This is a genomic window from Paenibacillus xylanilyticus (assembly GCF_013359935.1).
Taxonomy (GTDB): domain Bacteria; phylum Bacillota; class Bacilli; order Paenibacillales; family Paenibacillaceae; genus Paenibacillus; species Paenibacillus xylanilyticus.
Map to the genome: position 1 here is coordinate 210488 of NZ_JABMCB010000178.1, position 24134 is coordinate 234621.

Below are 24134 nucleotides of genomic sequence, written 5' to 3' on the forward strand. Positions count from 1 at the left end.
AGGGATGAGCCAATTTGGTTCAAGTCCTATTTAGAAAATAGGATATGCAATTCAATACAATTCAAATCAGATTCACCGGAAGCTTTCCGTTAAAAGGAATATGCCCCATCATTGCTCGGGCAACGCTATCCATGGCAAGCGGGCGGCTTTCGTAAGCCGCAACATAGACCTGCACACCAGGAAGTGCCAGCAAATCATAGGGACTCCGCAGCGCGACAACAGCCAGCGGTTTGCCCAGTTGCTGAAGCCAGCCTATCAGCCTGCACTGCGGATCACCAGAGGGACTGCCCGCATTATAGGTCCCCACTACGATCTGCCGAATGTTTCCCTCTTCCGCAGCCTGAAGCAGACGCGCAGAGGAACTTGCGACTTCCTCCGGTGTTACGGTCAGGTCAACAACATTGAGCCCGTGTCTCGATAATGCAGAGCCAAGCGTAACAGCCTGGTTCAGCTGCTCGTCAGCAATTGTGGTCACCGATGCAGCAATGGTAATCACCAGCGTTCGTTCCGGCTTCAACGGCAGCATATCCAGTTGATCACGTACCAGGGTAATACTGTTCTCACTAATACGCCTCGCCACCTCTTGATGCTGCAAACTGTTGCGCTCTGGCCCTTCGGTCGAGGTTAACTCATTATGCACCTCCGCCTTGGCGGTTACATCCATTCCCATTTCCAGCAGCCCGCGTTTCCCCTTGTGCATTAGCAAGCGGGCAACGGATTCATCGATGCGGCTCTCGCTTATCCGCCCGCTCTTCACAGCTGCTTCCAACGCTTCAAAAGCCTCCACCTGAAGCTGAGCCGTATGACTGATTAGTACTAAGTCGGCTCCCGCTTCAACCGCCATCACAGCGGCCTCAACCGTGCCATAATGAACCGCAATGGCGTTCATCTCCATACAATCGGTCACAATGATGCCTTCATAGCCAAGCTTCTGCCGCAGCAGTCCACTTAATACTGTGTGGGATAGCGTAACAGGAAGACGCTGGGGTTCTAGTGCCGGGAAATAAATATGGGCCGACATTATCGCATCGACCCCTTCTGCGATGGCAGCCTGGAAGGGCACAAGCTCCACCCGCTCTACCCGTTCCCGGTCATGTGCGATTACGGGTAGATCCAGATGAGAATCGGTATCCGTATCTCCATGCCCCGGAAAATGTTTCGCTGTCGCAGCAATACCGGCCTTTTGAATTCCTGCAATGGTCTGCACCCCATAATCCGCAACCATTTGAGGCGACTCGCCGAATGAACGCACACCGATGACAGGATTGGCAGCATTATTGTTTATATCCAATACCGGAGCAAAATTCATATTAATCCCCATGGATGTTAGCTCTAGTCCGCTGATATATGCCGCTTCATACGCATCCTCGGTGGACCCCGCAGCAGCAATCGCCATCTGTCCCGGCATCAAGGCAATCCCATTTGTAATCCTAGCCACCATACCCCCCTCCTGGTCAATGGATATCCAAAGGGGGAGATGACCACTCTCGGTGGCAATTTTCTGTAATCCGGCAGATAACCGCTCCACCTGCTCTGGCGACTCGATGTTGCGTGCAAAATAAATCACGCCACCAATCGGGTAAGTTTGCAGCAGGCGCTCTACGTCTCCATTCGCTTCGGTACCATGAAAACCACACAGCAGCATTTGTCCAATTTTCTCACGCAGCGTCATTCGTTTCAGCTTCTGTTGGTACTGCTCTATTAGCGCATTCATTCCATGCCTCCTCCCGATGACTAACATCCCTCATGATGCAATGCATGATTGCACTTCTCATGGATATAACAAAAACGGCTTGCGCCGCTCTCTCCATTCCTTCGCCTGTGCATTCCATACTTCAATCAAACGATATAATTCTCCCCGGTCATGTATACCTTCCCTGACTTCCTTGCCTCCCGTCAGCAAATCCATAAAATATCTCGAACCAGGCTGAGGTGGCTCAAGGAAGCGGAATTGATCCGGGTAGAGTGAAGCCAGTTCATGCAGTAGCACCAGTCCTGTCTCCACTGCCCGGAACTCTCTGCTGTCCGTTACGAAAATGCGGACACCGCCGCATAGCTCGCCTGCATGCTTGGAGAACGTCGGAGACATGTACACGGGATGCACATGTACTCCCTTTTGTCCGTGACTCCGAAACCGCGCAGCCAGCTGCTCGCCATCCATCCACGGAGCACCAATCCACTCGAACGGACGGGTTGTCCCCCTGCCTTCCGATATATTGGTGCCTTCGAACAGGCAGGTGCCCGCGTATACTTTGACTGTATCCAGCGTCGGCATGTTAGGGGATGGCAGCATCCAGGGAAGCTGACAATCCGTAAACTCCATGCTGCGTTTCCATCCATCCATCGCAATTACCTCTAGTTCGCAGGGGACCTCCATCTCACTGTTCACCAGAAGGGCCAGCTCACCGACTGTCAATCCGGTGCGAACCGGAACACGCCAAGCACCGACGAGCGACTCATATCCCGCATTCAGCACGCCACCTTCCACTACGCTGCCTCCGAGGGGATTAGGACGGTCCAGCACCAGCATTCGTTTGCCCGCTTCGGCACAGGCTTCGATCATATGAATCAGAGTCGAGGCATACGTGTAGTAACGAACACCTATATCCTGGATGTCAAACAGCACGGTATCCACTTCGGACAGCATGGTTGGCGTCGGGTTCTTGTGCTCTCCATAGAGACTGAACACAGGGATCCCCAGACGCGGATGCACCGTATCCCCGAATCGAACGCCGGCCTGGAGCTCACCGTCCAGCCCATGTTCACAAGCATATAGCGCGGTCAGCTCAGCATCTGGCAATCCGGCACACACCTCCACTGTCGAGACAAAACCAGCCGTAATGCCGGTTGGATTCGTCATCAGACCAATTCGGGCATCCTTTAACCATGGATGGGAAAGACCGTCGGACAATCGGTCAGCACCCGTTCTTACATGATTCCCTCTGTTCATCACACATTCCCCTGACTCATCCACCCCGTATGTTGACGATCATTGCCAACAGACAAGTTGGGTTCATCTTCAGGCTCCAGCACATTATAAGCAACCTTATGCTGATAGATGGCGAACATGCCTGCGAACAATGCTCCAAAACCAACGACCGTCAACGCCAGCAATGCTGTCAGACACAGGGCCTGGAAACAGGCTCCCATCGTATATCCCGGATGGCGGAAAAACAGCTTCACACTTTCCCCCATTGCCTGGACGATGCCCATGTTTTTTTGCAGCACAAGCTGCCAGGTATAGAACTGTGACATCAGGGCCATGAGAACGAAGAACGTCTGGAAAACACCCACCGCTGTCCCCATCATGCCTCCCTGTCCCCCGTAATACCACCACGTTGACCACAGAATGAAGCCAAGCACGGCAAAAAGGATACCTACTGCACCACCTGGTACGAATCCCTTCAGCATACCGGCCCACAGATCTTTAATGCTATTACGGCGTTCCTTCCGCTCCAACCTGTGATGTACCGCGTAGCAGACACCAAAAACGATGGGCATATAGACTACAGCGAGCAGCATGATAGCGATTGGCAGCGGAGCCAGCATCAGAACTGGAACCAGCACCACTGAACTGACCACACTGTACAAGGCAACAGGAATAATATCACGGTAGATTTCCACTCCTGATTTGACCAGCACCTCACTTAGCTTACGCATCCCGCATCTCCCCTTTCTTGCTGTTCCTCACTTTGCTCTTACCGATCGACTACTCCCGACCAATGGCCAACTCCGTCTCCGGATCAAAAAAGTGTGCCTTGCGCAAGTCCAGCACGAAGTTTTTGTCCATGCCTACGTATGCATGTGTCTCCGGGTGAACTTTGGCCGTTACGGTGCGTGCACCCAGATGGAAATACACCAGATTTTCCGACCCCAGATGCTCCACAACCTGAACCCGAGCCTGCAACATGTGATCCTTAGGTATATTAGGCGCAACATCATCTCCAAAAATATGCTCCGGTCGCAAACCAAGGATCACTCGTTTGCCCTGGTGGCTCTGCAGACGGACAAGCACATCTACCGGCAAGGTGAATGACGCTCCTTCCACCACGACCTGCGTCCCTTCAATCTGGGCATCAATAAAGTTCATTGCAGGGGAACCAATGAATCCGGCAACGAACATGTTGCGCGGACTCGCATACAGCTCCTTCGGCGAAGCCACCTGCTGAATGTCACCATGATTCATGACCACGATGCGTTCCCCAAGTGTCATGGCTTCCACCTGATCATGCGTAACGTATACAATTGTGGCTCCGAGCCGCTTGTGCAGCTCACCCAGTTCCACACGCATCTGCACCCGCAGCTTCGCATCGAGATTGGAGAGCGGTTCATCGAACAGAAACACCTGCGGATCACGGACAATTGCCCGCCCCACCGCCACCCGCTGGCGTTGACCACCAGACAGCTCACGCGGTTTGCGTTCCAGCATCGCCTCAAGCCCAAGAATGGAGGCAGCATTCTGTACCTGTTCATCGATATAGGACTTAGGCTTTTTCAGATTTTTCAGGCCAAAGGACAGATTTTCTCGAATCGTCATATGCGGATAAAGTGCATAATCCTGAAATACCATCGCGATATCCCGATCTTTCGGATGCAGATCGTTGACGATCCGGTCGCCGATGACAATATCGCCGCTCGTCTGCTTCTCCAATCCGGCGATCATTCGCAGTGACGTTGTTTTGCCGCAGCCCGAAGGACCCACAAACACCACAAATTCCTTATCTTCTATAACAAAGTCCGAGCCGGCGACAGCCGTGAACGTTCCTTTATGATCGTCTTTGAATTCTTTGCGCACTTGGCGAAACTCCACGCGTGCCATAGGTAGATCCCCCTTTACATTGTCACTTGTCCTCAACTATATAAGCTCAACTAATGAGTATTTACACTGGCAATCCGATGACAGAACAACCTTCCTATCGCTGTTATCCCCGTATTTCTTTGATTCTTTTATGAAAAGGGAAAAATCCGGTGATAAAGGCGAACGCTTCGCTTCCTCAGATTATTTCTGTCCTCTCCGTTATTGTGTAAATGGTTAGTTGAACATATATAGTAGTTAGCCTTTAACCGCACCAATCGTAATTCCCTGCAGGAAGTAGCGCTGCAATGAGAAGAACAGAATGATCATCGGCAGAGCCCCAATCGTTGCCCCTGCCATCATGGCACCAAAATCGGTTGATTCGGCAAATACGAACGAAGCCAGCCCCACCTGAATGGTTCGCATCTCATTCGAATTGGTGATCAGGAATGGCCAGAAAAATTCATTCCATGAAGCCACGAAGGTGAAAATGGCGAGCACTGCAATCCCTGGCTTCGCCATGGGCAGAATCACTTTCCAGAAGATGCCGAACTCGCTGCAGGCATCAATGCGAGCCGCATGAATCAGTGATGTTGGCAGTGTCGACATGAACTGCTTCATTAAGAAGATGTTGCCCACGCTAACAGCAGCAGGCAGAATGATAGCTGTGTACGTATCCCCTAGGTCAAACACGTTGACCATCAGAATGTACAAGGGAATCAGCGTAACCTGAGCCGGAATCATCATTGTGCCGAGCAAAACCCAGAATACAGCCTGACTGCCCGGAAATTTCAATTTGGCAAACGCATATCCCGCGAGGGAGGCAAAAAACACATTTGTCACCGTCAGAATGACCGAAATCAGCAGTGAGTTATAGAGCCAGCGCCACGCATCGGTTTTGGCAAAGAAACGTTCATACGGCGACAGCGACAGCTGCTCCGGAATCATCTGCGGCTTGAAAGAGGCAGACATCGTGGTGTCCTGCACCGAACCGACAAGCATCCAGTACATCGGAATAATGGTCACCAGTGCCCAGGCCACCAGCAGAATGGATGCAACGACAAGCAGCGTCTTTTTCTGAGTAGTTTTCATGAATTTGTTCACCCCCGGATGCTAGATGCAACATATCAATATGCCTAATATTCAATATCACTTGAGAAATACTTGAACTGGATAACAGAAATGACGATGATAATGATCGCAAGTACGAAGGACTGTGCCGATGCCAATCCAAACTCGTAGAACTTAAACGCCGTTTCGTAGATCAGATAGGCAATTGTCGTTGTCGCAAAGTTGGGCCCGCCCTGTGTCATCAGATATACGGAGATGAATACTTGAAAAGACGTAATCACACCCGTCACGAGCAGATACAGCGTTGTTGGCTTAAGTAGCGGCCAGGTTATTTTGCTGAATTGGGTCCATCCACTGGCATGGTCAATGTCTGCCGCTTCATACAGTGATTTTGGAATGCCACCCATCGCTGCAAGATACAGAATAATGCCTGCACCGTGCGATCCGAGCCAGTTCATCAGGATGAGTGAAAAGAGTGCCGTTCCCGATTGGCCCAGCCAGATCACCGGATCAAGTCCGAACAGACCGAGAAAGCGATTCAACAGCCCCGAATCGGTAGGATCAAAGATCGCCAGCCACACGATGGAGATGGTTACTCCGGATGCTACAGCGGGCAAATACAATGTTGCTTTGAAAAAGGTCTGCCATTTGCTTTTCATCTGGAAGATAAAATAGGACAGTACAAATGTAATGAGAATATTGACCGGTACCGTACCCACCGTGAAGATGATTGTATTTTTAATCGACTTCCAGAACGTTTCATCTTTTACCAGACGCTCGTAATTATCCAATCCAACCCACGTTGAATTCATAATGTTATATTTCTGGAAGCTCATCACAAGAGCGGTCAGAACCGGATAGAGGGTGAAAATGAGAAACAGCAGGACAGGCGCCAAAATAAACAAATACGCCCACCCATAGTCTCGCCAAAGCCGGGCTACCCGGGAAGTCCGGGGCGCGGACGGTTTTGGCGCAAGGGCGGTCTGCATGGCGAATCCTCCTCTCCTAATCATGGTGGTTTTGCGTTTGCGTTATGTTTTATTGTCCGAACATCTGCTGGCCTTTACTTTTGAAGTCTTCTGCAATTTGTTCCGGTGTCTTCTCTCCTGAGAACAGAGCCTGAATATTCGGCTTTACAACCTGCTCCTTGAACTGCTTTTGCTGCGAGGCTTTGTCGATGTCCAGCTCCAGCACAACCGGCATGGCAATATTTTCGGCCATCACTTTCGCAGCATCCAGATTGTCCGGTTGACCCAGTTCTTTCCCTTCAAACAGGTCAACTTGGGACTGTCTTACGAATGGGAGCGCCAGTTCATTGGCAGAGTTCCCGGCTTTCGCACCACTCAGTGCCTCCATGACCAGGAACGTATTCCTGGCATGCTGTTCGCCTTTGTCCTTCTTCTGTTTGAAGGCTACGTACCCTTCGCCACCCATCGTTGATGCTGCAGATTGATCGTCACTGTGCGGTACAGGCAGCAGGACAAAATCGATTTTCTCTCCCTGCACTTTGCCATCATCAATATCCTTGTTACGGTTCTGAATCATCACATCATAATAAGGAATGGCTTTGGAGATCATCGCTGTTTCACCCGCATAAAACATATCCGTCCGTTTCGCCGGGGCAATCGCTGCTGTTTCCTTTGGCATATAACCTTGATCCATCAGATTTTTGATGAAAGAGAGTGTATCCAGAATCCGTCCATCATTCCATTGGAACGTACCGTCTTTGTCGAGGACGTCGATCATGCCGTTATTACGGGAGAGCATTTCAATGAAATCAAGTGAAGTGCCGTCAGTAACGAGTGCGTACTGCTTAGCTCCACTATCCAGCGTTTTGGTCAGCTTGGCAGCTGCTTCATTGAATTCGGACCAGGTCCAGCCATTTTGCTGAATGGACTTCCAGTCAATGCCGGCTTCCTCCAGAATGCGTTTGTTACCACCCCATGCCCATTGGAATTGATATAGAGGCAAGCCGTACTGTTTGCCCTGGATCTGTCCCAGTTCCAGTGTACCTGGCAGATAATCTTCCTTAATCTCAGGAGTCAGGTAGCTGTCCAGTTCGAGCGCCAGCCCTGTATTTACGTACGTTCCGTCCACACTGTGAAAGTACAGATCCGGCGGGTTCCCCGCATTCAGAGCAACATCGAATTTTTTCGGCCCTTCCGCCCAGGAGAGCATCTCCGTCTTCACGGTAATGTTTGGGTGTTCCTTATTGAAATCGGCAATCAGATCTTTTAGTTCGTCTTCATAAGTTCCATGCACCGGGTAGGTCCATACCGTTACTGTATCCTCCGCATTCGGATCGTCCGAAGCAGCACCTCCACTGTTCCCACAGGCCGTAACCCAGACCATCATCAACAGCATTGCCCATACCAGACTCTTCTTTTTCATCCCTTCATCTCCTTTGCGGGTCTTTCCCGATTATTCCTTTGCCAACTTGCTACCCCTTTGAGATCTTCCAACATGAAATGATGAACCACTCTTACCGTGTGGCAGTAAGGAACCGCACCTCCCTGTAGACCGGACCTGGCAGTACGCAGGCTCAATCACTTAAATGCAATATTAACGTCAACTTAGTTGACATTAACGGTATTAAATCCTTCCAAAATTGTAGATTGAGTTCATTATATGAGCTGTGAAATAAAAATTCAACATTATTTTTTAACATAAAATTTAATTTTACTTTTTCATTTCATGCCTCTATACTATGTAAAAAGAAAACCTAAGCAAGCGAGGTGAGCCACGTTGCGAGTATATGCAGGCATTGATGGAGGCGGTACCAATACTGATGCAGCAATCATTTCCGATACAGGCACAATTCTCGCCAGGTTCAGCGGTGGTCCGACCAATCCTCACAGCGTACTGCCTGAACAGGCCATTTCAGAACTGCGGCGGGTGTTGGATGAGCTGTTTAACCTAAGAAGTGATTTATTGACAAATTGTGAAGGTATATGTCTTGGTATGTCAGGTGTTGATAGTGCACAGGAGAGGCAGATGATTGCTGAAGCCGTAAATGATCATATGAAACACATTCGTCTTCAGGATATGGAGGCCTGTCCAGTTTGGGTGGTATCTGAGGGTGAGATCGCCCTTATGGCCACACTGGGGCATACACATGGGGTCTTATGCATATCCGGTACAGGATCCATCGTGTACGGGTTCACCCCGAAGGGGGAACGATACCGCGCTGGAGGCTGGGGGCATCTTCTTGGGGATGAAGGCAGTGGTTATCGCATTGGACAACGGGCACTTCAAGCGGTTATGCAGAGTCATGATGGCATTCTTCCCCCAACCGAGTTAACTCCACTCATTCTGCAAGAGCTGGGTTTGCACACTGCCACTGAGCTGAAAAAGAAAGTCTACCAATCCGGCTGGGGAAAGTCCGATACTGCATCTATTGCCCGTATTGCGATTGAAGCTGGTGATCACGGCGACTCGGTTGCCAGGATAATCATTACGGATGAAGCGGGACAGCTGGCGAATACAGCCAAAGCTTTGATCGCCCGCCATATCACGTTCGAATCCGCTCAGGTCGCCCTGTCAGGGTCACTGTTCCGTCACTCTGCATTGTTCCGCAGCGAATTTATACACAAACTATCAGCATCTTATGGTGAGCTCGGCTTTGTCCACCGTGCGGATGCCCCTTCTCCGGCGGTAGGTGCGGCACAGCTGGCAAGGCTGCGTCGTTCCCTTCATGGATCATTTTGAAAGAGATAAGGAGGCCATACTGATGAATCACATGCTTAACTCATTGTTAACCGAACAGCCGAATCCGCAGACGGATCATATAGATGAACTGCCATCGGCAGCGATTATGGAACTGATTAATAGAGAAGATCAACGGATTGCCGAATTGATTCAACCGCTTATCCCTGTGATAGCCCAGGCTGCGGATCGGATTGTAGAGGCTTTTCAACTGGGCGGGCGGCTGTTCTATGTCGGTGCAGGCACCAGTGGGAGATTGGGCATCCTTGATGCTTCCGAGTGCCCACCGACCTATGGAACGCCCCCTTCCATGGTGCAGGGCATTATTGCAGGCGGTTTTCGGGCCGTGAAGGATCCTGTGGAAGGAGCCGAAGATAGTGAATCGCAAGGGGCCTCCGATCTGGATGAGCATGGCCTGAACAATAACGATGTTGTGGTAGGCATTGCAGCCAGCGGGCGAACACCCTATGTGCTCGGAGCAATGAAACATGCGAGGGAAAAAGGGGCGGCTGTCATCAGCCTGAGCAACAATGCAGGCACACCGATGACACTCCTGGCTGATGTGAGTATTGAAGCGGTGATGGGCCCGGAAGTAGTGATGGGTTCAACACGGATGAAGGCAGGCAGCGCACAGAAAATGATTCTGAACATGCTGACTACGACAGCCATGATCCGTCTGGGCAAAGTCTACCGGAACTTCATGGTCGATCTGAACCCTTCCAACGAGAAGCTTGTCCACCGGGCCAAACGCATGATCCACCTTGCCACCGGAGCGAATCAAACCGATATAGAGCAAGCCTTCGCTGCGGCCGGCGGGCATGTAAAAACGGCAATCGTTATGCTAATGGCAAACGTAGATGCATCGGAAGCCCAGCGGAGACTGGATCTGGCTGACGGCTTCGTCCGTACAGCCATTGCAGAATCTTCCTGACAGGACACGAAGTGTACCGTGTAGCTCGCGTATCTTATTTATTGGCAGGAGCCGGACATTGAGCCAGGCTCCTTTAATTTTTTTACATTGTTGATCTATATTCACCCATTAAAAAATCCCTTCTGTTCAATACAGTAAGGGATTTTCTCGCTTCATTTATGTTCCAGGATAGCTTGACGGCTCTTCTCCAAATATTCAACAGACTGGTTGTAGTCCCGGCTGGCAATCGCCAGGTACAGAATATCGATTACATTCAGCTGCGCAATCCGCGACGATGTTGCTCCACTTCGGATATCGCTTTCGGTGGAAGTTATCTTTAAGGGTACATCTGCCAAACCACTGAGTGTGTTGCTGCCCCACTTGGTAATACTGATTGTCGCAGCCCCGCCTTCGCGAGCATGCTTCAGACAGGAGATTACGTTTGAAGTTTCTCCAGAATAGGAGATACATACAACGGCATCATCTTCACGAAGCGTCGTTGAGGAGGAGATCTGCATATGCGGATCAGCGAACGAAAAGCTTGTGCGATTGATTCGCATGAACTTGTAATGTGCGTCCAGCGCAATCAGGTTGGAAGCCCCTACTCCATAGAAAAAAATCCGTTTCGCCCGGTGCAGCGCATCAACAGCTTCCTCAACCAGGCGTGGGTCCAAAATATGAACCGTATCCTTCACCGACTGAATATTATTAGCGGATACGTGCTGGATGATGCTCTCCATGGAGTCCTGGGGGCGAATCTCTGTATATTGATATTGTTCACCCGTCTGTAAATCTCCGGCAATTTTCAGCTTCAACTCCTGAAACCCCGATACCCCTAATGATTTGCAGAGGCGGATAATGGCAGCAGGGCTGCCCCCGCTCCGTTCGGACAGCTGCGCCACTGAAGACTGAACCGTCTCTTGCGGATGATCGAGAATATATGCCCCGATCTTTCGTTCCGATGGAGTCAGGTCATCCATTAATGCGCGTAAACGTACAAGTCCACCTTTCATGCCTTCCATCCGCTCCACCTTTCCGTACTTTGTTCATGTACAAGCATTTTATCCTATAATTCCACCTGAGTCTAATTGACTAACCCTGTGTTCCACTTTCTGTTAATGGGCCATACCAGGGTGACTACAGCGTAAGCGCACCGGAGATGACTGAATGCTTTGCTCCAGTGACTGAGGGGAGTGTATTCGTTCTTCCCATCAACGCTTCATGTCCCAGGAGTGCAAATCCGATAGCTTCCCTGGCATCATCCGGTATGCCGTAGTCCGTGGTCCGCTCCAGTCGAATGCCTTCCGGAAGTCGTCCTTGAATCATCTTCATTAGTGTGACATTCGATGTCCCCCCACCGCAAGCCAGCATGGCCGAGATCGGTACATTCGGTAGTACAAAGTCCTCCACAGCCCGCACAATGGTCTCCGCAGTCAAACAGGTGGCCGTAGCCAGGGTATCTTCCAGGGATAAAGAACGGGCAGCGGCCATTTCCATCAAATGCTCGGCATAAGCGGCACCATATACTTCCCGTCCAGTACTTTTGGGAGGAATTCTTTTGAAATAATCATCCTCCAGATACATCTCCACCAGACTCTGATCGGGTTTCCCCATGGCGGCAAAGCTTCCATCTGGGTCATAATGCTGTCTTCCATTCGTTGCCTTTCGCACAATCGCATCCATCACCATATTTCCCGGACCTGTATCAAAAGCAGAGATGCCTTCATGGGATGACGCAGCTGGAAGCACCGTTACATTGCCGATGCCGCCGATATTCTGCACCAGCCGTCCTTCCTTCGAACTCCGAAACATTAGAGCATCGGCATATGGCGTGAGAGGTGCTCCCTCCCCTCCCGCAGCCATATCCCTTGCCCGCAGGTTGCCGATCACCGGCAGCCCGGTCCGTTCCCGCACAACAGCAGATTCACCGATTTGCAGTGTGGATGCCACTTCAAGGTTTCCCTCGGGCCCGGGAAATGCTGTCGCAACGGGTGAATGCCATATCGTCTGCCCGTGCATGCTGATCGCATCCACTTGTCCAGGCGGGATGCCTGCCGAACGAATCAATTTCATGACACTGTGTGCGTACCACTCCGATATGCCAAAGTGTGCCTTCGTCAGGTCATCCACTCTCGCTGTCTCTGGGGAACACAGTCGAATCATCACTTCCCTCAGCTCATTCGAGTATGGAATACAGACGAAATCCATCAGACTGATTTTTTCTATTCCCCCGCTGTCATCCGTAAGAATACGGACCAGAGCTGCATCCGTCCCATCAAGAGACGTTCCTGACATCAGCCCTATGATGTAATGCTCCCGCTTCAATCGGTACTGTTCCCACATTGGATAGCTGCCTGTATCCATTATTTCCAACCTCCTGTCAGACTTCATGTACACGTCACCCTGCCATAATTTCACCCAGTATATGATATAAAATTTCACAAGTCAATTATTATATGAAATTTAATTACAAAAGTCTGTCTATCGTATGCAGACCCCTTCCTATTCAGCGAAGATTAAGCACCATCCATTAATAAATAAATTAAATAAAGCAATAAAAGAAACATTTTTACAATTCTGCTGTTTATATAATGTAGTTAAATTTTGGGAGAGAAATTGTCACTCACGGATTCGTTGTCTTGAAATTGATGTCGGTGAAGTTACAAGCTCTAATATTGTAGAGGTGTATAATGAAGAAACCCATTTTTCTCATGTTTTTGAGCCTGTTTTTTCTATTCTTATTTTCTACTCAGGGAAACGCCGCTGCCAATACGTCTAAAATCTTCTTGAATGGAGAGGAATTATCTCTCCCGCATGATGTTCAGGTGACCATCGTGAATAAGAACGTCATGATTCCAATCCGAGTTGTTGCGGAAAATCTGGAGTTCGATGTCGATTGGAATCAACAAGCCCGTCAGGTAAAAATTCAGCAAAACGACAAAGTGATTTCACTAAACGTTGATCAGAAGCAAGCCACAGTTGCTGATAAACAGGTTACCCTGAATACAGCTCCGCAAATTTTAAACAAAACGCTGGTGGTGCCCATTCGGTTTGTCAGTGAACAGATGGGACTTAGCGTAAAGTGGAACAACCAAGAGAAGATCGTATACTTAACCGACACCAGTAAAGGGACCGATGGAGCGCCAGGCGATGATTCAGGAGATAGCGATACCATCTCGTTAACCCATGTGACCGACATCATTTTTGCCGATAATCAGTTGGTTGTGTCCATGGATGGAAAAAAAGTGCTGCCCGTGATAACCACCTTGAAGAACCCGGATCGACTGGTTGTGGATTTGCCTGGTACGGTCTTTGGTGATATGACGCAACCACTTGATCAAGGGTTGAATGGCAAACTGGACGTTAGCGGATATCCCAATGTAACGGAAGTAAGATATTCCCTTTTTAAACGGGATCCCGGACAAGTCCGGATTGTTGTTGAGTTGAACAATGTGAAAGACGTACAGTTCGAACAAAACGTAATTGCCGACAAGCTGCTTATCGATCTGAACGTTTCGGGAGACAACGTCACACCCGTGCCAGTGACTCCCGTCCTCGATACTGGACGTAAAGTCGTCGTCATTGATCCAGGTCACGGGGGCAGTGACCCAGGGACAATCAGTATCACGGGCAAACCAGAGAAGGACTACGTTCTGGCAATAGCGCTAAAAGTACAAGCTCTCCTGCTCAACGAGCCGGATATTGAATTGGTCATGACACGTGACACTGATATCTACCCTACACGTTCCGAGCGCGTTCAACTGGCGAATCAGTTAAATGCGGATGTGTTTGTCTCCATACACGGCAACAGTGTAACGTCTTCACCTCAGGCATCAGGTACAGAAACATATTATTATCAGCGAACCGGCAGCAAGGACCTGGCCAATATTATTCATCAACGCTTGGTGAAAGCTTTGGGATTCAAAGATAGAGGCGTCAAGAATGGCAGCTTGCAGGTGATTCGGGAAACGACCATGTCAGCTGTGCTCCTGGAAATTGGTTTCCTGAGCAATGCTGCCGAAGAGAAAGCCATGTCATCCGAGGAAGTTCAGACGAAGGCTGCACAAGCGATAGTGGATGGAATCAAGGAATATCTAGGGATATGAAATATAACGTTATACCAATCGAAGGATGTGATCTATTGAAACGAAAGATGGGATACGTACTACTTTTCTCGTTCATTCTGATGATTGCAGTGGGGTGCGCGCAGAAGCCAGTGAGTGAATCCGGGACGAATGAGCCCAAACAATCCGGAAGCGTACAGCCTCCCAATAATAGTGGGACTCAGGTTGAACCGAACAAGGAGCAGAAGCAAACCGTTGAAGTATTCTTTGCCGATACACAGGTGTTGGAACTGAAAAAAAGAGAAGTTGAGCTGGCATTCGCAGATAACGTCGACGCCGACAAATACAAAAAAACATTCGAAGCCCTGCAAAATAACGATGATGCACAGCTCGTCTCTCTATGGGAAAAGGTTGAATTGCTGTCTATCGAATTTGCTGAGGACACAGTGACATTGGATGTTCATATCCCGGATGAAGCCAAGCTGGGCACCAGTGGAGAATTGCTGGCGTTGGAAGCTTTGACTACAACGATGTTTCAATTTGATGAAGTCAAACGTCTGGATGTGCTGGTGGATGGTGAAGCCGTAGATAGCTTAATGGGGCATTCGGAACTGGAGCATCCCATTCAACGGGAATCATAGTTCATAATAAACAAATGAAAAGGACGTCCCCAGAGACGTCCTCAACTGATACGATACTACAATAGCTTACACATAGAGCTCATCTCCGGGAGAGAGGGAATGGATCGCTCTCCCGGAACTTGGGTGCTGCTTGGATAATTCCTCTCTTAGTCTATCCGTCTCGGCCTTGTCCGCATGCACAAGCACAGTATGCCGGGCAGGCAAACGCTGCAGCATTCTCTCGACATCCAGCCAGCCCTGATGAACTTTATAACGAATTTTCTGCACTCCACAAAGTCCATACTCAATGGGATTCTGTATTAGCTTCTGTGCAAAAGTACCAAAAGCCGCATGTCCGGTGAGCAGGATCAGATTCTCCTCTCTGTCTGCCAGTTGATTATAGTACCAACGGGCAAGTGAAGACTGCATCATGCCATCCGGAATGAACCATAGCGAAGCGGCATATTGATTCAGCAGTCGCTCCCGATCCTCCCGGCTCTGGGGCAGCTGCCAAGATTTGTCGCCCAGAAAACGTTCAATGACATCCATTAATGGTAATGGACACCTGAGACGATCTTCCTTTTCTCTGAGCCAGTATGGAACACGCAACAGTTGCTTCATGCCATCCACCAGCCCCTGCTCCACAATCATCGGAACTTCCGGAAACTGCTCTTGCGCCCACAGTATAATCTCCTGACCACGGCCTACCGAGGGCATGGGCAGTAAGACTTTGCCACCACGAGCAATCGTCTCGCGAATGGTCTGGCCCAGCTGTGCCAATTTGTCTGTCTGTGTATCCCGGTCCGTTCCGTATGCAGCATCCACAATCGCCAGATCCATCGGTCGATTCAAGCGCCCTTTTGTTAACGAAGGAGTCAAGGAAATCTCGGACAACCCAGAGATCCCCGTTGACATTGCTATTTCTGCCAGCGGCTCTCCGGCTAATTGAATGCCATCACTGACAGCCATGCCCTGAGACAATAGCAGGTTATTGACACGGCTGCCTGTTCGCTCTCTGCTTCGAAACACGCTTGCCAATTTCAGTGCCTCTGCAGCACAATCCTCCTGCAGAAGCATGGACTCAGACGTATAGTCCCCGGAATAGAAGATCCGTCTGCCCTCCAACTCAAGTGCAAACCATACAGATCCTGCAAGGTGGCCACTGCGCCCCCATAACACGTGCAGACCAGGAATCATCTTAAACCAGATTCCAGCCTTGGCCTCATCTTCCAGATATCGATAGCGTATTGACTGCACATCTATTTCCTCGTAGGGCAGACCATGCCCTGCGCGCTCCATGTTGCTGCGCCACGCCCGGAAATAGGTATCCAGCTGCTCCCTTGTCTCACGTGTTGTCCATACTTCACCCTGGTAACCCATCTTATACAACAATGGAATGGCAACGGAATGATCCTCATGAGCGTGAGACAACAGTACGGCATCCAGGTTTGAAACGATATCCGGTTCGATGAGTGGGTACTCGCCTGCGCCTTCTTTTTTCACGCCGCAATCCATTAAAATGTGAAACCTGTCTCCGCTCAGGAGATAGGCGGAGCGGCCATGTTCGCCTGCCCCGCCCCATACGTTCAGTTTGATCATGATGCATTCCACTTTCTCTTCGAATTCAGTAGCTCAATGCCGAGCAGCATCAGTACGGTCATGCCAACAGTCACCACCGCCATGGCCATGCCCAGTGAAACCTGCCCTTGTTCAAACTGGGCAAAAATATAGGTAGCGGACGTCTGCATCGACGGCGGGAGAATCAACAGCGACCCTACCAGCTCCCGTGTGGCGATGGTGAAAGTCATCATCCAACCCGCCAGCATGCCGGGAATAATCAGGGGTACAAGAATGCGACGCAGAATATACAGTGGGTTCCCGCCAAATACCTGGCCCGCCTGAAACAAGGTTCCGTCAATCTGAGTGAAGCTTGATTTTACGTACTGCACCGTATAAGGCAGAAACAGTACGACATACGTCAGAACAACCATCCCGTATGTGTTGTACAGGGTAAATGGCATCCATGGAGAATTCCAGAACAGGATTAGACCCACGACCATGACAATGCCCGGTACCGTATTCGGCAGCAAACTGAACAGATCAATGACACGCTGCATGAATGAAGAGGATTTGCCGATCGCCAGCGCAAATCCTGTACCGATCACAACCGCAACTGTGGAAGCGGCCAGTGACAATCCCAGACTATTGCCGATGGCTTTCATGCTGACCGAACCCCATGACAGCAGATCCCGATAGTGATCCAACGTTACGTTGTCCAGGGACAACCCGGCCCCGCGCAGCTTCATCGTCGAAGCAGCAATGATGGAGAAGTACGGGATACCCACAGACAGGATTAGCAGTACGGCAAGATACAGACCGCACAGCCAGCCGGCTCCCCCACGTAGGGAATATCGTTTCGAACGCTGCCCTTTGCCTCCCACCAGACGATACGTGAATCTTCGACTCATGGATGACTGCATGTACCACATCACCAGACACACGGATAACAGTACCGATGCCAGTGAAGTCGCCTTACCAAAATCAATGGGCCAACTGGAGATATATTTGTGAATCTCTGAAGTCATGACATAGTATCCGATGCGGCGTCCGAAGGTTGCCGGGGTTCCGAATTCTGCAATCGTTTTGACAAAAACAAGCATGATCCCCATCCCATAGGAAGATAACAACAGAGGTAAAATGATGCGTCTGAACCGGTAACCCGCACGTGCCCCGTGCACGGATCCCGCTTCTTCCAGATTGCCGCCGATACGAATCAGCGCATCCCGTAACAGCAAGTACAGAAATGGGAACAGATGCAGGCTCATAATCAGCACCATGCCCCAGAAACTGAAGAATAGCTCGCTCCACTTCTCAGCTGATGGTACCCACTGCTGCAGGTATCCCCCTTTTTGCATAAACAAAATCCAGCCCATGGAGCCGATATACGGCGGGGTCATAAAGGGAATCATCAGGATTACGTCCACCCAGCGATGCTGCCCCATACGAGTCTTGGCCATCATCCAGGCAAGCGGCAGTGCCAGCAGTGTGGTCCCAGCAACAACACAGATGCCCAGCCAGACGGAATTGAGCAGCACGCCGGATAAATGATGACCCGTAATTGTCCGAATCGGAGCCATCCAGTCCCATTGTCCATCCGGATAAATGCTTTGCCAGAAAATCAGCAGCAGCGGCACGCCAATACTTATAGTCAGCAGAAAGAGGGCCAGAATCACGCCCACTCTCCGAAAAATACGGTTGTTGTCCAATACAACAGGTTTCACTGCTTTCACCTCACATGACTTCACCAAGACACTCGTTACACGTGTTGTTGAATGTTCCTCAGTATTGATTTCAGCGATCTTATTTGAAAATCTCGGAGAAACGAGCCGCTGTCTCATCACCATGTTCACTCATCCAGTTCCAATCCACTTTCAGCTGCGGGATATCCTTCAGATTGGCCCGGTTGGTCGCTTCAATATCTTCCCGGCCAGGAATCAGGTACGCATCTGCAACCAGCTGCTGCGCCTCATCGGACAGCAGGTAGTCGATAAACGCCTTGGCATTCTCCACATTTGGACTCGACTTCAGGATCGCTGCCGGTCTCGGACTGATTACAGTCCCTTCCTCGGGATATACGATGTCCAGTGGTTCACCTTTATCTTTGGAGGAATATGCCATATAGTCGACGCCAGCGGCAACAATGCTTTTGGCACCCGTAATCACCGGATCAAGGGCTTCCTGGTTGGCTCCCGCCATGGCAACGCCGTTCGCTTTGTAGCTGTTCAGCAAATCCCAGCCTTGGTCCCCATTCACACTCAGGTAACCTGTAATGAAGTCCAGTGCAGAACCGGACAATGTTGGATCAGGAATATTCACGGCATCTTTCCAAGCTGGTGTAGCGAGTTCAGCCCAGCTTGTCGGTGGTGTAGACACCAGTTTGGTATTGTATACGATCCCAAGCGCCGAAGCACTGGAGCTGAAATAGTTACCTTCCGCATCCGACCAGTCCTTGTTCAACTTGTCGGCATTTGCTGCTTCAGGATAAGGTAACGTTAAACCGTCGGCTTTTAGTGCTTGTGCTGAAGGCAGAGAAGCCAGAATGACGACATCGGCCACAGGGTTGGATTTTTCTGCTTCCATACGGGCGAGAATTTTACCTGTTGTTCCCTGGAACATCTCTACTTCAATACCTGTTTTGGCCGTGAACCCGCTCACGATATTATCCGCCAGCTTTTGCGGCCCCGCACTATACAACACCAGTTTGCCGCCTGCTGTTTCTGTTGTTTGCGCTGCTGCTGCCGCACTACCTTCCCCAGCAGATTGTCCTGCGTTTCCGCCCGTTGAATTCGTGCTGCATCCGAACAAGCCGATACTCATTACCGCTGTTAACAGCAGCATTGCACTTTTTTTCCGTGTTTTGGTTCCCAACATCTCATTCCATCTCCCTTGGTTTTATATATATTTCCTATTTCCCACTTCACGTTTCCTAGTTCGCCGCTGCTATAACTTCCCGCTTCACATCGGTGGCTTCATGCCCAGCCATCCGGCAGATGCGCTCCGGCGATATATACAGCTGAACCTGCTCCCCTACGCGAACCCTACGGTCCAGATAGGCGGTCCACACGCCCAGCCCTTCCATTTGAACCCGAATCTCATAACGCTCTCCTACATAACTGACACTCAGTACCGTTGCCTGATAACGCAGATCATCGTGGCTTGTCCTGTTCCAGGTCACATGTTCCGGCCGTACCATGGACTGATTCGGTGTCAGCCAGTTGGACTTTCCGATAAACGAAGCAACAAATGGATCACTTGGCGATGCGTAGATCGTTTCCGGGGTACCTTTTTGCAATATCCGTCCCTTTTCCATGACTACAATCTCATCTGACATCGACATTGCCTCGACTTGATCATGTGTTACGTACAATGCGGTTAGCCCCATATCCCGAACCAGAGACATCATCTCAATCCGCATTTCTTCCCGCAGTACAGCATCGAGTGCACTAAGCGGTTCATCAAACAAAATCACTCCGGGTCTCACTGCTACCGCTCTGGCAAAAGCAACCCGCTGCTGCTGTCCACCGGACAGCTGATGAGGATAACGATCTTCCATGCCTTGCAGGCGAACCATGCCGAGCGCTTCGGTCACTTTCTGCCGTAGATCCGTCTTTTGCTTTCCTGCCTTTAAGCCGAATGCCACATTTTCGAAAACCGTCATATGCGGCCATAATGCAAAATCCTGAAACACCATGCCCAGATTACGCTTATGGGTCGGTACATCGATCCGTTTGGCTGCTGAAAAGATACACTGATCACCTGCAATAATCTCTCCCGCATCCGGCTGTTCCAGTCCAGCGAGCATGCGCAGCAGTGTTGTTTTTCCGCAGCCCGATGGACCGAGCAGTGTCGTAAACTGACCATGCTGCAGCGTCAAATCTGTAGGCAATAGTGCAGGCGTACGATTGAATGATTTTTGAACTCCTGAAATCTCCATTTTCATAAGCATCCCTGCCTGTCTTCTTGTACTTTCCTCAGTCTAACGTCCGCTCTCGCAAGTTGTATGTTATGAATGTAAAAATGAAATTAACTTTTTAGATGAATTCTGTTGATGTTCATAGATTAAATCTATATAAGATGAGCAAAATGACGCGAGAGGAGTGTTAAATTCATTGAATCTGATCAAACTGCAAATTGTAGAACTGATTGATAAGCATCACCATATGACCAGCGTGGCCGAGATTCTGGGCATCAAGCAGCCCACGGTTACGTTTCATATGAAATCACTGGAGGAAGAGATGGGGGTACGACTATTCGAATCGCGCATCGGGAAGACATTTCTGTCTGAGGCTGGACAGGCCCTTCTTCATTATTCTGTGAAAATTAATGCCCTGACCCAAGAAGCCCGCCGGGTGGTCAAGGAATACGACAGCCTTTACCGGGGTACGCTTCACATTGGGGCGAGCTATGTACCTGCAACCTATTTGCTGCCATCAATGCTGAATACATTTTCGCAGGAGTTTCCTGGCATTCGAATTGTGTTGTCAGTCAAACCGTCCCCTGTCATCCGTGAGATGTTAATGCGGCATCAGATAGATCTGGGGGTAATCTCTTCCGAACCTTTTGTTGGTCCTGTCCTCCAAGCAGAGCCGCTGTGTGCAGATGATCTGGTATTGATTTGTGCTCCGCAGCATGCCTTGACCCAGAGAGAAGTGTTGGAGCCCGAGCATATTTCTCAGGTGCCTTTTGCCTTGCATGGGAACGAATCAAGCACACGCCGTTTGACCAACCAATGGCTGGAACAGCATGCGGTGCGGCTTCGCAGTACGGTGGAGATGGATTCACTCGAGGCGATCAAACAGCTGGTTCTACTCGGAGGTCATATATCATTCATGTCACGCATGGCCGTACAATGGGAAGAGCAGCATGGCTTGGTTCAGGTTCTTCCCATCCCGGGTGAGCAAGCTCCACGACATATATACACAGTACATAATAAGGACCGTCATCCTTCAGTCCAGGTGAACCGGTTCAAGGAAGTTCTGCAGGAAGGGGTACATGATTTCCCGCCATTTCTCGGCTTGGCCCCATAAAAACTATCGTTTGCCATTCATCAATTCTATGCAGGGTTAACGTAATGCTCGTCCAACGTTAATCACTTCCACATACTCGGGCGATAAAGTGGGTCTGTACATTAATCCAGCCTAGGGAGTGATTGGTTTTGAAAAAGTGGAAAAAGGTAACTGCCTCATTCATGCTGAGCATCGTCACATTGGGAAGTAGTTTGACGTTCCAGACACCCCAAGTTTCAGCGGCGGCAAATGCCGTGCCAGCCTATGAAGTGAAGTTTCTGGCTAAACCGGAATTAGTATTGAACTCGGATGGAACCCTTCGGAATGAAGTCGTTCAGACTCTGGCTCTGGATTCCACACCAAGAAACATCAGTGCAGAGTACTTTGACACCAATTCTCTAAATCTGAACCAAGCCGGATGGGATGTCCGTTTTCGGAAAAAGGATGATAAAAACAATTATGAACTGACCTACAAGAAGCGGTACCCTGTAATTAACGGTGATATTAATGCAGCACTAACACTGGCAAATCAAGAAGGATTTGATGCGTCTGACGATAATTACGAGGCTGAGATCGATTGGGGATATGGCAAACAAACACTGAGCTTCTCCAACACCAAAAAAGTGGATACCAAAGCTGCAGGCGTACAGCTTCCTTCCGAGCAGGACGCACTGACCATGCTGCTTGACAAGCTGCCGGGCAAACTGAAAAACTGGTCTTCTTCAAACTGGGGTAAGCAAGCACTCTCGCAATCCCGTGCTCACGGGCCGATCACGTTCCAGCGCTATGAGGGCACATGGAATGGACAAGACCTCACGCTTGAAGTATGGCCAATCCGTAACGCAGATGGTACTGGAATAGAGAATCTTGTTGAGGTTTCTTTTAAAACCGATGATACTGCAGCTGTATCCGGTCTGCGTACCGAGCTGCTGCAAGTATTGGAGAACAACAACTGGCTAATCCCTGCGGATGGCCTGAAAACACAAACCATCCTGGAACGATACTAATCGCTTGATACACAAAGCTCCTCTCCCTAAGCATAGGAGAGGAGCTTTTTTCACAAGTCAATATACTTTAAAGGTTTGAGCCGTTTCGATGCCCAGCGCACTTTGAATAAATGTATTAGCTACTCGCTCCACAGGTACGGGGTTAAAACCAATAAAGAAGTCCTTATACTTCTCAGCTGACTCTTCAAACAGATTAGGGCTGACCGAATTCAGGCGAATACCTCTCGGCAGTTCATAGGCTGCCGCTTTGGCGAACGCATCAATCGCACCATTGGCCATTGCACTGGAAGCACCTTGTGCAATAGGATGATCTTTGATAATGCCACTCACCAGCGTGAAACTCCCTTTGTCGTTCACATAGTGTTGGCCAATTAATACGACATTGACCTGGCCCAACAATTTGCCCTGTACACTAATCATGTTATTCTCGGGTGTCAGCTCTTCCAATTTGGCATAATGCGTCTGACCTGCCGCGACAATGACGTAATCAATGTTTGGAACAGCTTCAAAAAGAGCCGCAATGCTATCGGTTGAGGTCATATCCACCTGATAATCACCGGAATTTCTCCCTGCCGTAACTACTTCTACAGACAGCTCATTCAACTTGGCCACAATCGCTGTACCTAGCGTTCCATTTCCTCCAATAACGAGAGCTCTTTTCACACTACTCCTCCTCCTTAGGTCTGATCCTGATAATGCATCAAGGAAATGCACCTGTATCTTATTTAAACAAACTCATCCGATGAGATCAAATTACAAATTCGGTGCATTTATAAAAAGAATGGGGTAGGTATTAGATATTGAAAAAAACAAAAAAACCTCTTGCACAAAAGCAAGAGGCTTACTGTAAGCGGGTGATGGGAATCGAACCCACGCTATTAGCTTGGAAGGCTAAAGTTCTACCATTGAACTACACCCGCATAAGAATAAAATCGGGATGACACGATTTGAACATGCGACCCCCTGGTCCCAAACCAGGTGCTCTACCAAGCTGAGCTACATCCCGATATTAGTGAAAAATAATGGCGCGCCCTGAGAGATTCGAACTCCCGGCCTTTTGATTCGTAGTCAAACGCTCTATCCAGCTGAGCTAAGGGCGCATATCATATTGGAGCGGACGACGGGAATCGAACCCGCGACCCTCGCCTTGGCAAGGCGATGCTCTACCGCTGAGCCACGTCCGCATGATATATGGTGCGGTCGAGAGGACTCGAACCTCCACGGGGGGTTAGCCCACACGGACCTGAACCGTGCGCGTCTGCCAATTCCGCCACGACCGCAAAATATAATGGTGAGTCATGAAGGGCTCGAACCTTCGACACCCTGATTAAAAGTCAGGTGCTCTACCAACTGAGCTAATGACTCATAATAAAATGGCTGGGGATATAGGATTTGA

At 49.7% G+C, this 24134-nt stretch carries 20 protein-coding genes and 6 tRNA genes; 6 read left to right on the forward strand and 20 right to left on the reverse strand.

The window, feature by feature from the left end:
* Positions 1 to 61 precede the first annotated feature (61 nt).
* The 7 genes from nagZ to HP552_RS13285 form a co-directional block, all read right to left on the reverse strand.
* A complete protein-coding gene (nagZ, locus tag HP552_RS13255) occupies positions 62 to 1714 on the reverse strand; it encodes a beta-N-acetylhexosaminidase (protein WP_175395921.1) in 1653 nt (550 codons plus the stop codon).
* Between the two features lie 57 nt (positions 1715 to 1771).
* Entirely contained in the window at positions 1772 to 2950 is a 1179-nt protein-coding gene (locus tag HP552_RS13260; protein ID WP_175395922.1) for an exo-beta-N-acetylmuramidase NamZ family protein, read from the reverse strand.
* On the reverse strand, positions 2950 to 3660 hold the full coding sequence (locus tag HP552_RS13265; protein WP_175395923.1) for a hypothetical protein: 711 nt from the start codon (positions 3658 to 3660) through the stop codon (positions 2950 to 2952). The genes HP552_RS13260 and HP552_RS13265 overlap by 1 nt, the downstream gene beginning before the upstream one ends.
* A 49-nt stretch (positions 3661 to 3709) precedes the next feature.
* Positions 3710 to 4819 carry an ABC transporter ATP-binding protein gene (locus tag HP552_RS13270; RefSeq protein WP_175395924.1) on the reverse strand — a complete coding sequence of 370 codons (1110 nt, stop codon included), beginning with the start codon at positions 4817 to 4819 and terminating at the stop codon, positions 3710 to 3712.
* A 234-nt stretch (positions 4820 to 5053) separates the two neighbouring features.
* Positions 5054 to 5887 carry a carbohydrate ABC transporter permease gene (locus HP552_RS13275; protein ID WP_175395925.1) on the reverse strand — a complete coding sequence of 278 codons (834 nt, stop codon included), beginning with the start codon at positions 5885 to 5887 and terminating at the stop codon, positions 5054 to 5056.
* A gap of 44 nt (positions 5888 to 5931) precedes the next feature.
* Entirely contained in the window at positions 5932 to 6855 is a 924-nt protein-coding gene (locus tag HP552_RS13280) for a carbohydrate ABC transporter permease (RefSeq protein WP_175395926.1), read from the reverse strand.
* 49 nt (positions 6856 to 6904) lie between these two features.
* A complete protein-coding gene (locus HP552_RS13285; protein WP_175395927.1) occupies positions 6905 to 8257 on the reverse strand; it encodes an ABC transporter substrate-binding protein in 1353 nt (450 codons plus the stop codon).
* A 354-nt stretch (positions 8258 to 8611) separates the two neighbouring features.
* Between HP552_RS13285 and HP552_RS13290 the strand changes: the two genes are divergently transcribed.
* Complete coding sequence (locus HP552_RS13290) at positions 8612 to 9574, forward strand: N-acetylglucosamine kinase (RefSeq protein ID WP_175395928.1); 963 nt, start codon at positions 8612 to 8614, stop codon at positions 9572 to 9574.
* 22 nt (positions 9575 to 9596) lie between these two features.
* Positions 9597 to 10502, forward strand: coding sequence for an N-acetylmuramic acid 6-phosphate etherase (gene murQ / locus HP552_RS13295; protein WP_175395929.1), 906 nt, complete (start codon positions 9597 to 9599; stop codon positions 10500 to 10502).
* A 152-nt stretch (positions 10503 to 10654) separates the two neighbouring features.
* On the opposite strand, the gene HP552_RS13300 is transcribed toward murQ, so the two are convergent.
* Together HP552_RS13300 and HP552_RS13305 are read right to left on the reverse strand one after the other, a co-directional pair.
* On the reverse strand, positions 10655 to 11494 hold the full coding sequence (locus HP552_RS13300) for a MurR/RpiR family transcriptional regulator (RefSeq protein WP_175395958.1): 840 nt from the start codon (positions 11492 to 11494) through the stop codon (positions 10655 to 10657).
* Between the two features lie 124 nt (positions 11495 to 11618).
* The gene (locus HP552_RS13305) at positions 11619 to 12845 is read right to left on the reverse strand and encodes an anhydro-N-acetylmuramic acid kinase (protein WP_175395930.1); all 1227 of its coding nucleotides are present in this window, start codon (positions 12843 to 12845) and stop codon (positions 11619 to 11621) included.
* A gap of 326 nt (positions 12846 to 13171) precedes the next feature.
* Here HP552_RS13305 and HP552_RS13310 point away from each other — a divergent pair, with 326 nt between their 5' ends.
* The gene (locus HP552_RS13310; RefSeq protein ID WP_175395931.1) at positions 13172 to 14587 is read left to right on the forward strand and encodes an N-acetylmuramoyl-L-alanine amidase; all 1416 of its coding nucleotides are present in this window, start codon (positions 13172 to 13174) and stop codon (positions 14585 to 14587) included.
* A gap of 35 nt (positions 14588 to 14622) precedes the next feature.
* A complete protein-coding gene (locus HP552_RS13315; RefSeq protein WP_175395932.1) occupies positions 14623 to 15186 on the forward strand; it encodes a GerMN domain-containing protein in 564 nt (187 codons plus the stop codon).
* Positions 15187 to 15252: 66 nt separating this feature from the next.
* Here the strand turns inward: HP552_RS13315 and HP552_RS13320 are convergent, their stop codons facing one another.
* The 4 genes from HP552_RS13320 to HP552_RS13335 are packed head-to-tail and all read right to left on the reverse strand — an operon-like array spanning position 15253 to position 20665.
* Positions 15253 to 16764, reverse strand: coding sequence for an MBL fold metallo-hydrolase (locus HP552_RS13320; protein WP_175395933.1), 1512 nt, complete (start codon positions 16762 to 16764; stop codon positions 15253 to 15255).
* Complete coding sequence (locus tag HP552_RS13325; protein WP_246310870.1) at positions 16761 to 18569, reverse strand: ABC transporter permease; 1809 nt, start codon at positions 18567 to 18569, stop codon at positions 16761 to 16763. The genes HP552_RS13320 and HP552_RS13325 overlap by 4 nt, the downstream gene beginning before the upstream one ends.
* Positions 18526 to 19596: an ABC transporter substrate-binding protein gene (locus tag HP552_RS13330; protein ID WP_175395934.1), complete on the reverse strand. Its 1071-nt coding sequence runs from the start codon at positions 19594 to 19596 to the stop codon at positions 18526 to 18528. The genes HP552_RS13325 and HP552_RS13330 overlap by 44 nt, the downstream gene beginning before the upstream one ends.
* A 55-nt stretch (positions 19597 to 19651) precedes the next feature.
* Complete coding sequence (locus HP552_RS13335) at positions 19652 to 20665, reverse strand: ABC transporter ATP-binding protein (RefSeq protein WP_175395935.1); 1014 nt, start codon at positions 20663 to 20665, stop codon at positions 19652 to 19654.
* 169 nt (positions 20666 to 20834) lie between these two features.
* Between HP552_RS13335 and HP552_RS13340 the strand changes: the two genes are divergently transcribed.
* Positions 20835 to 21752: a LysR substrate-binding domain-containing protein gene (locus tag HP552_RS13340; protein WP_175395936.1), complete on the forward strand. Its 918-nt coding sequence runs from the start codon at positions 20835 to 20837 to the stop codon at positions 21750 to 21752.
* Positions 21753 to 21880: 128 nt separating this feature from the next.
* The gene (locus HP552_RS13345) at positions 21881 to 22738 is read left to right on the forward strand and encodes a CYTH domain-containing protein (RefSeq protein WP_175395937.1); all 858 of its coding nucleotides are present in this window, start codon (positions 21881 to 21883) and stop codon (positions 22736 to 22738) included.
* A gap of 57 nt (positions 22739 to 22795) precedes the next feature.
* Here HP552_RS13345 and HP552_RS13350 read toward each other — a convergent pair whose 3' ends face one another.
* The 7 genes from HP552_RS13350 to HP552_RS13380 form a co-directional block, all read right to left on the reverse strand.
* The gene (locus tag HP552_RS13350; RefSeq protein WP_175395938.1) at positions 22796 to 23401 is read right to left on the reverse strand and encodes a short chain dehydrogenase; all 606 of its coding nucleotides are present in this window, start codon (positions 23399 to 23401) and stop codon (positions 22796 to 22798) included.
* A 186-nt stretch (positions 23402 to 23587) separates the two neighbouring features.
* Positions 23588 to 23658 (reverse strand) — tRNA-Gly (locus HP552_RS13355).
* Between the two features lie 12 nt (positions 23659 to 23670).
* Positions 23671 to 23744: transfer RNA gene (locus HP552_RS13360), tRNA-Pro, on the reverse strand.
* Positions 23745 to 23761: 17 nt separating this feature from the next.
* Positions 23762 to 23838 (reverse strand) — tRNA-Arg (locus HP552_RS13365).
* A 9-nt stretch (positions 23839 to 23847) separates the two neighbouring features.
* A tRNA-Gly gene (locus tag HP552_RS13370) sits at positions 23848 to 23922 on the reverse strand.
* Positions 23923 to 23930: 8 nt separating this feature from the next.
* A tRNA-Leu gene (locus tag HP552_RS13375) sits at positions 23931 to 24018 on the reverse strand.
* Between the two features lie 9 nt (positions 24019 to 24027).
* Positions 24028 to 24103, reverse strand: a tRNA-Lys gene (locus HP552_RS13380).
* Positions 24104 to 24134: the final 31 nt, after the last annotated feature.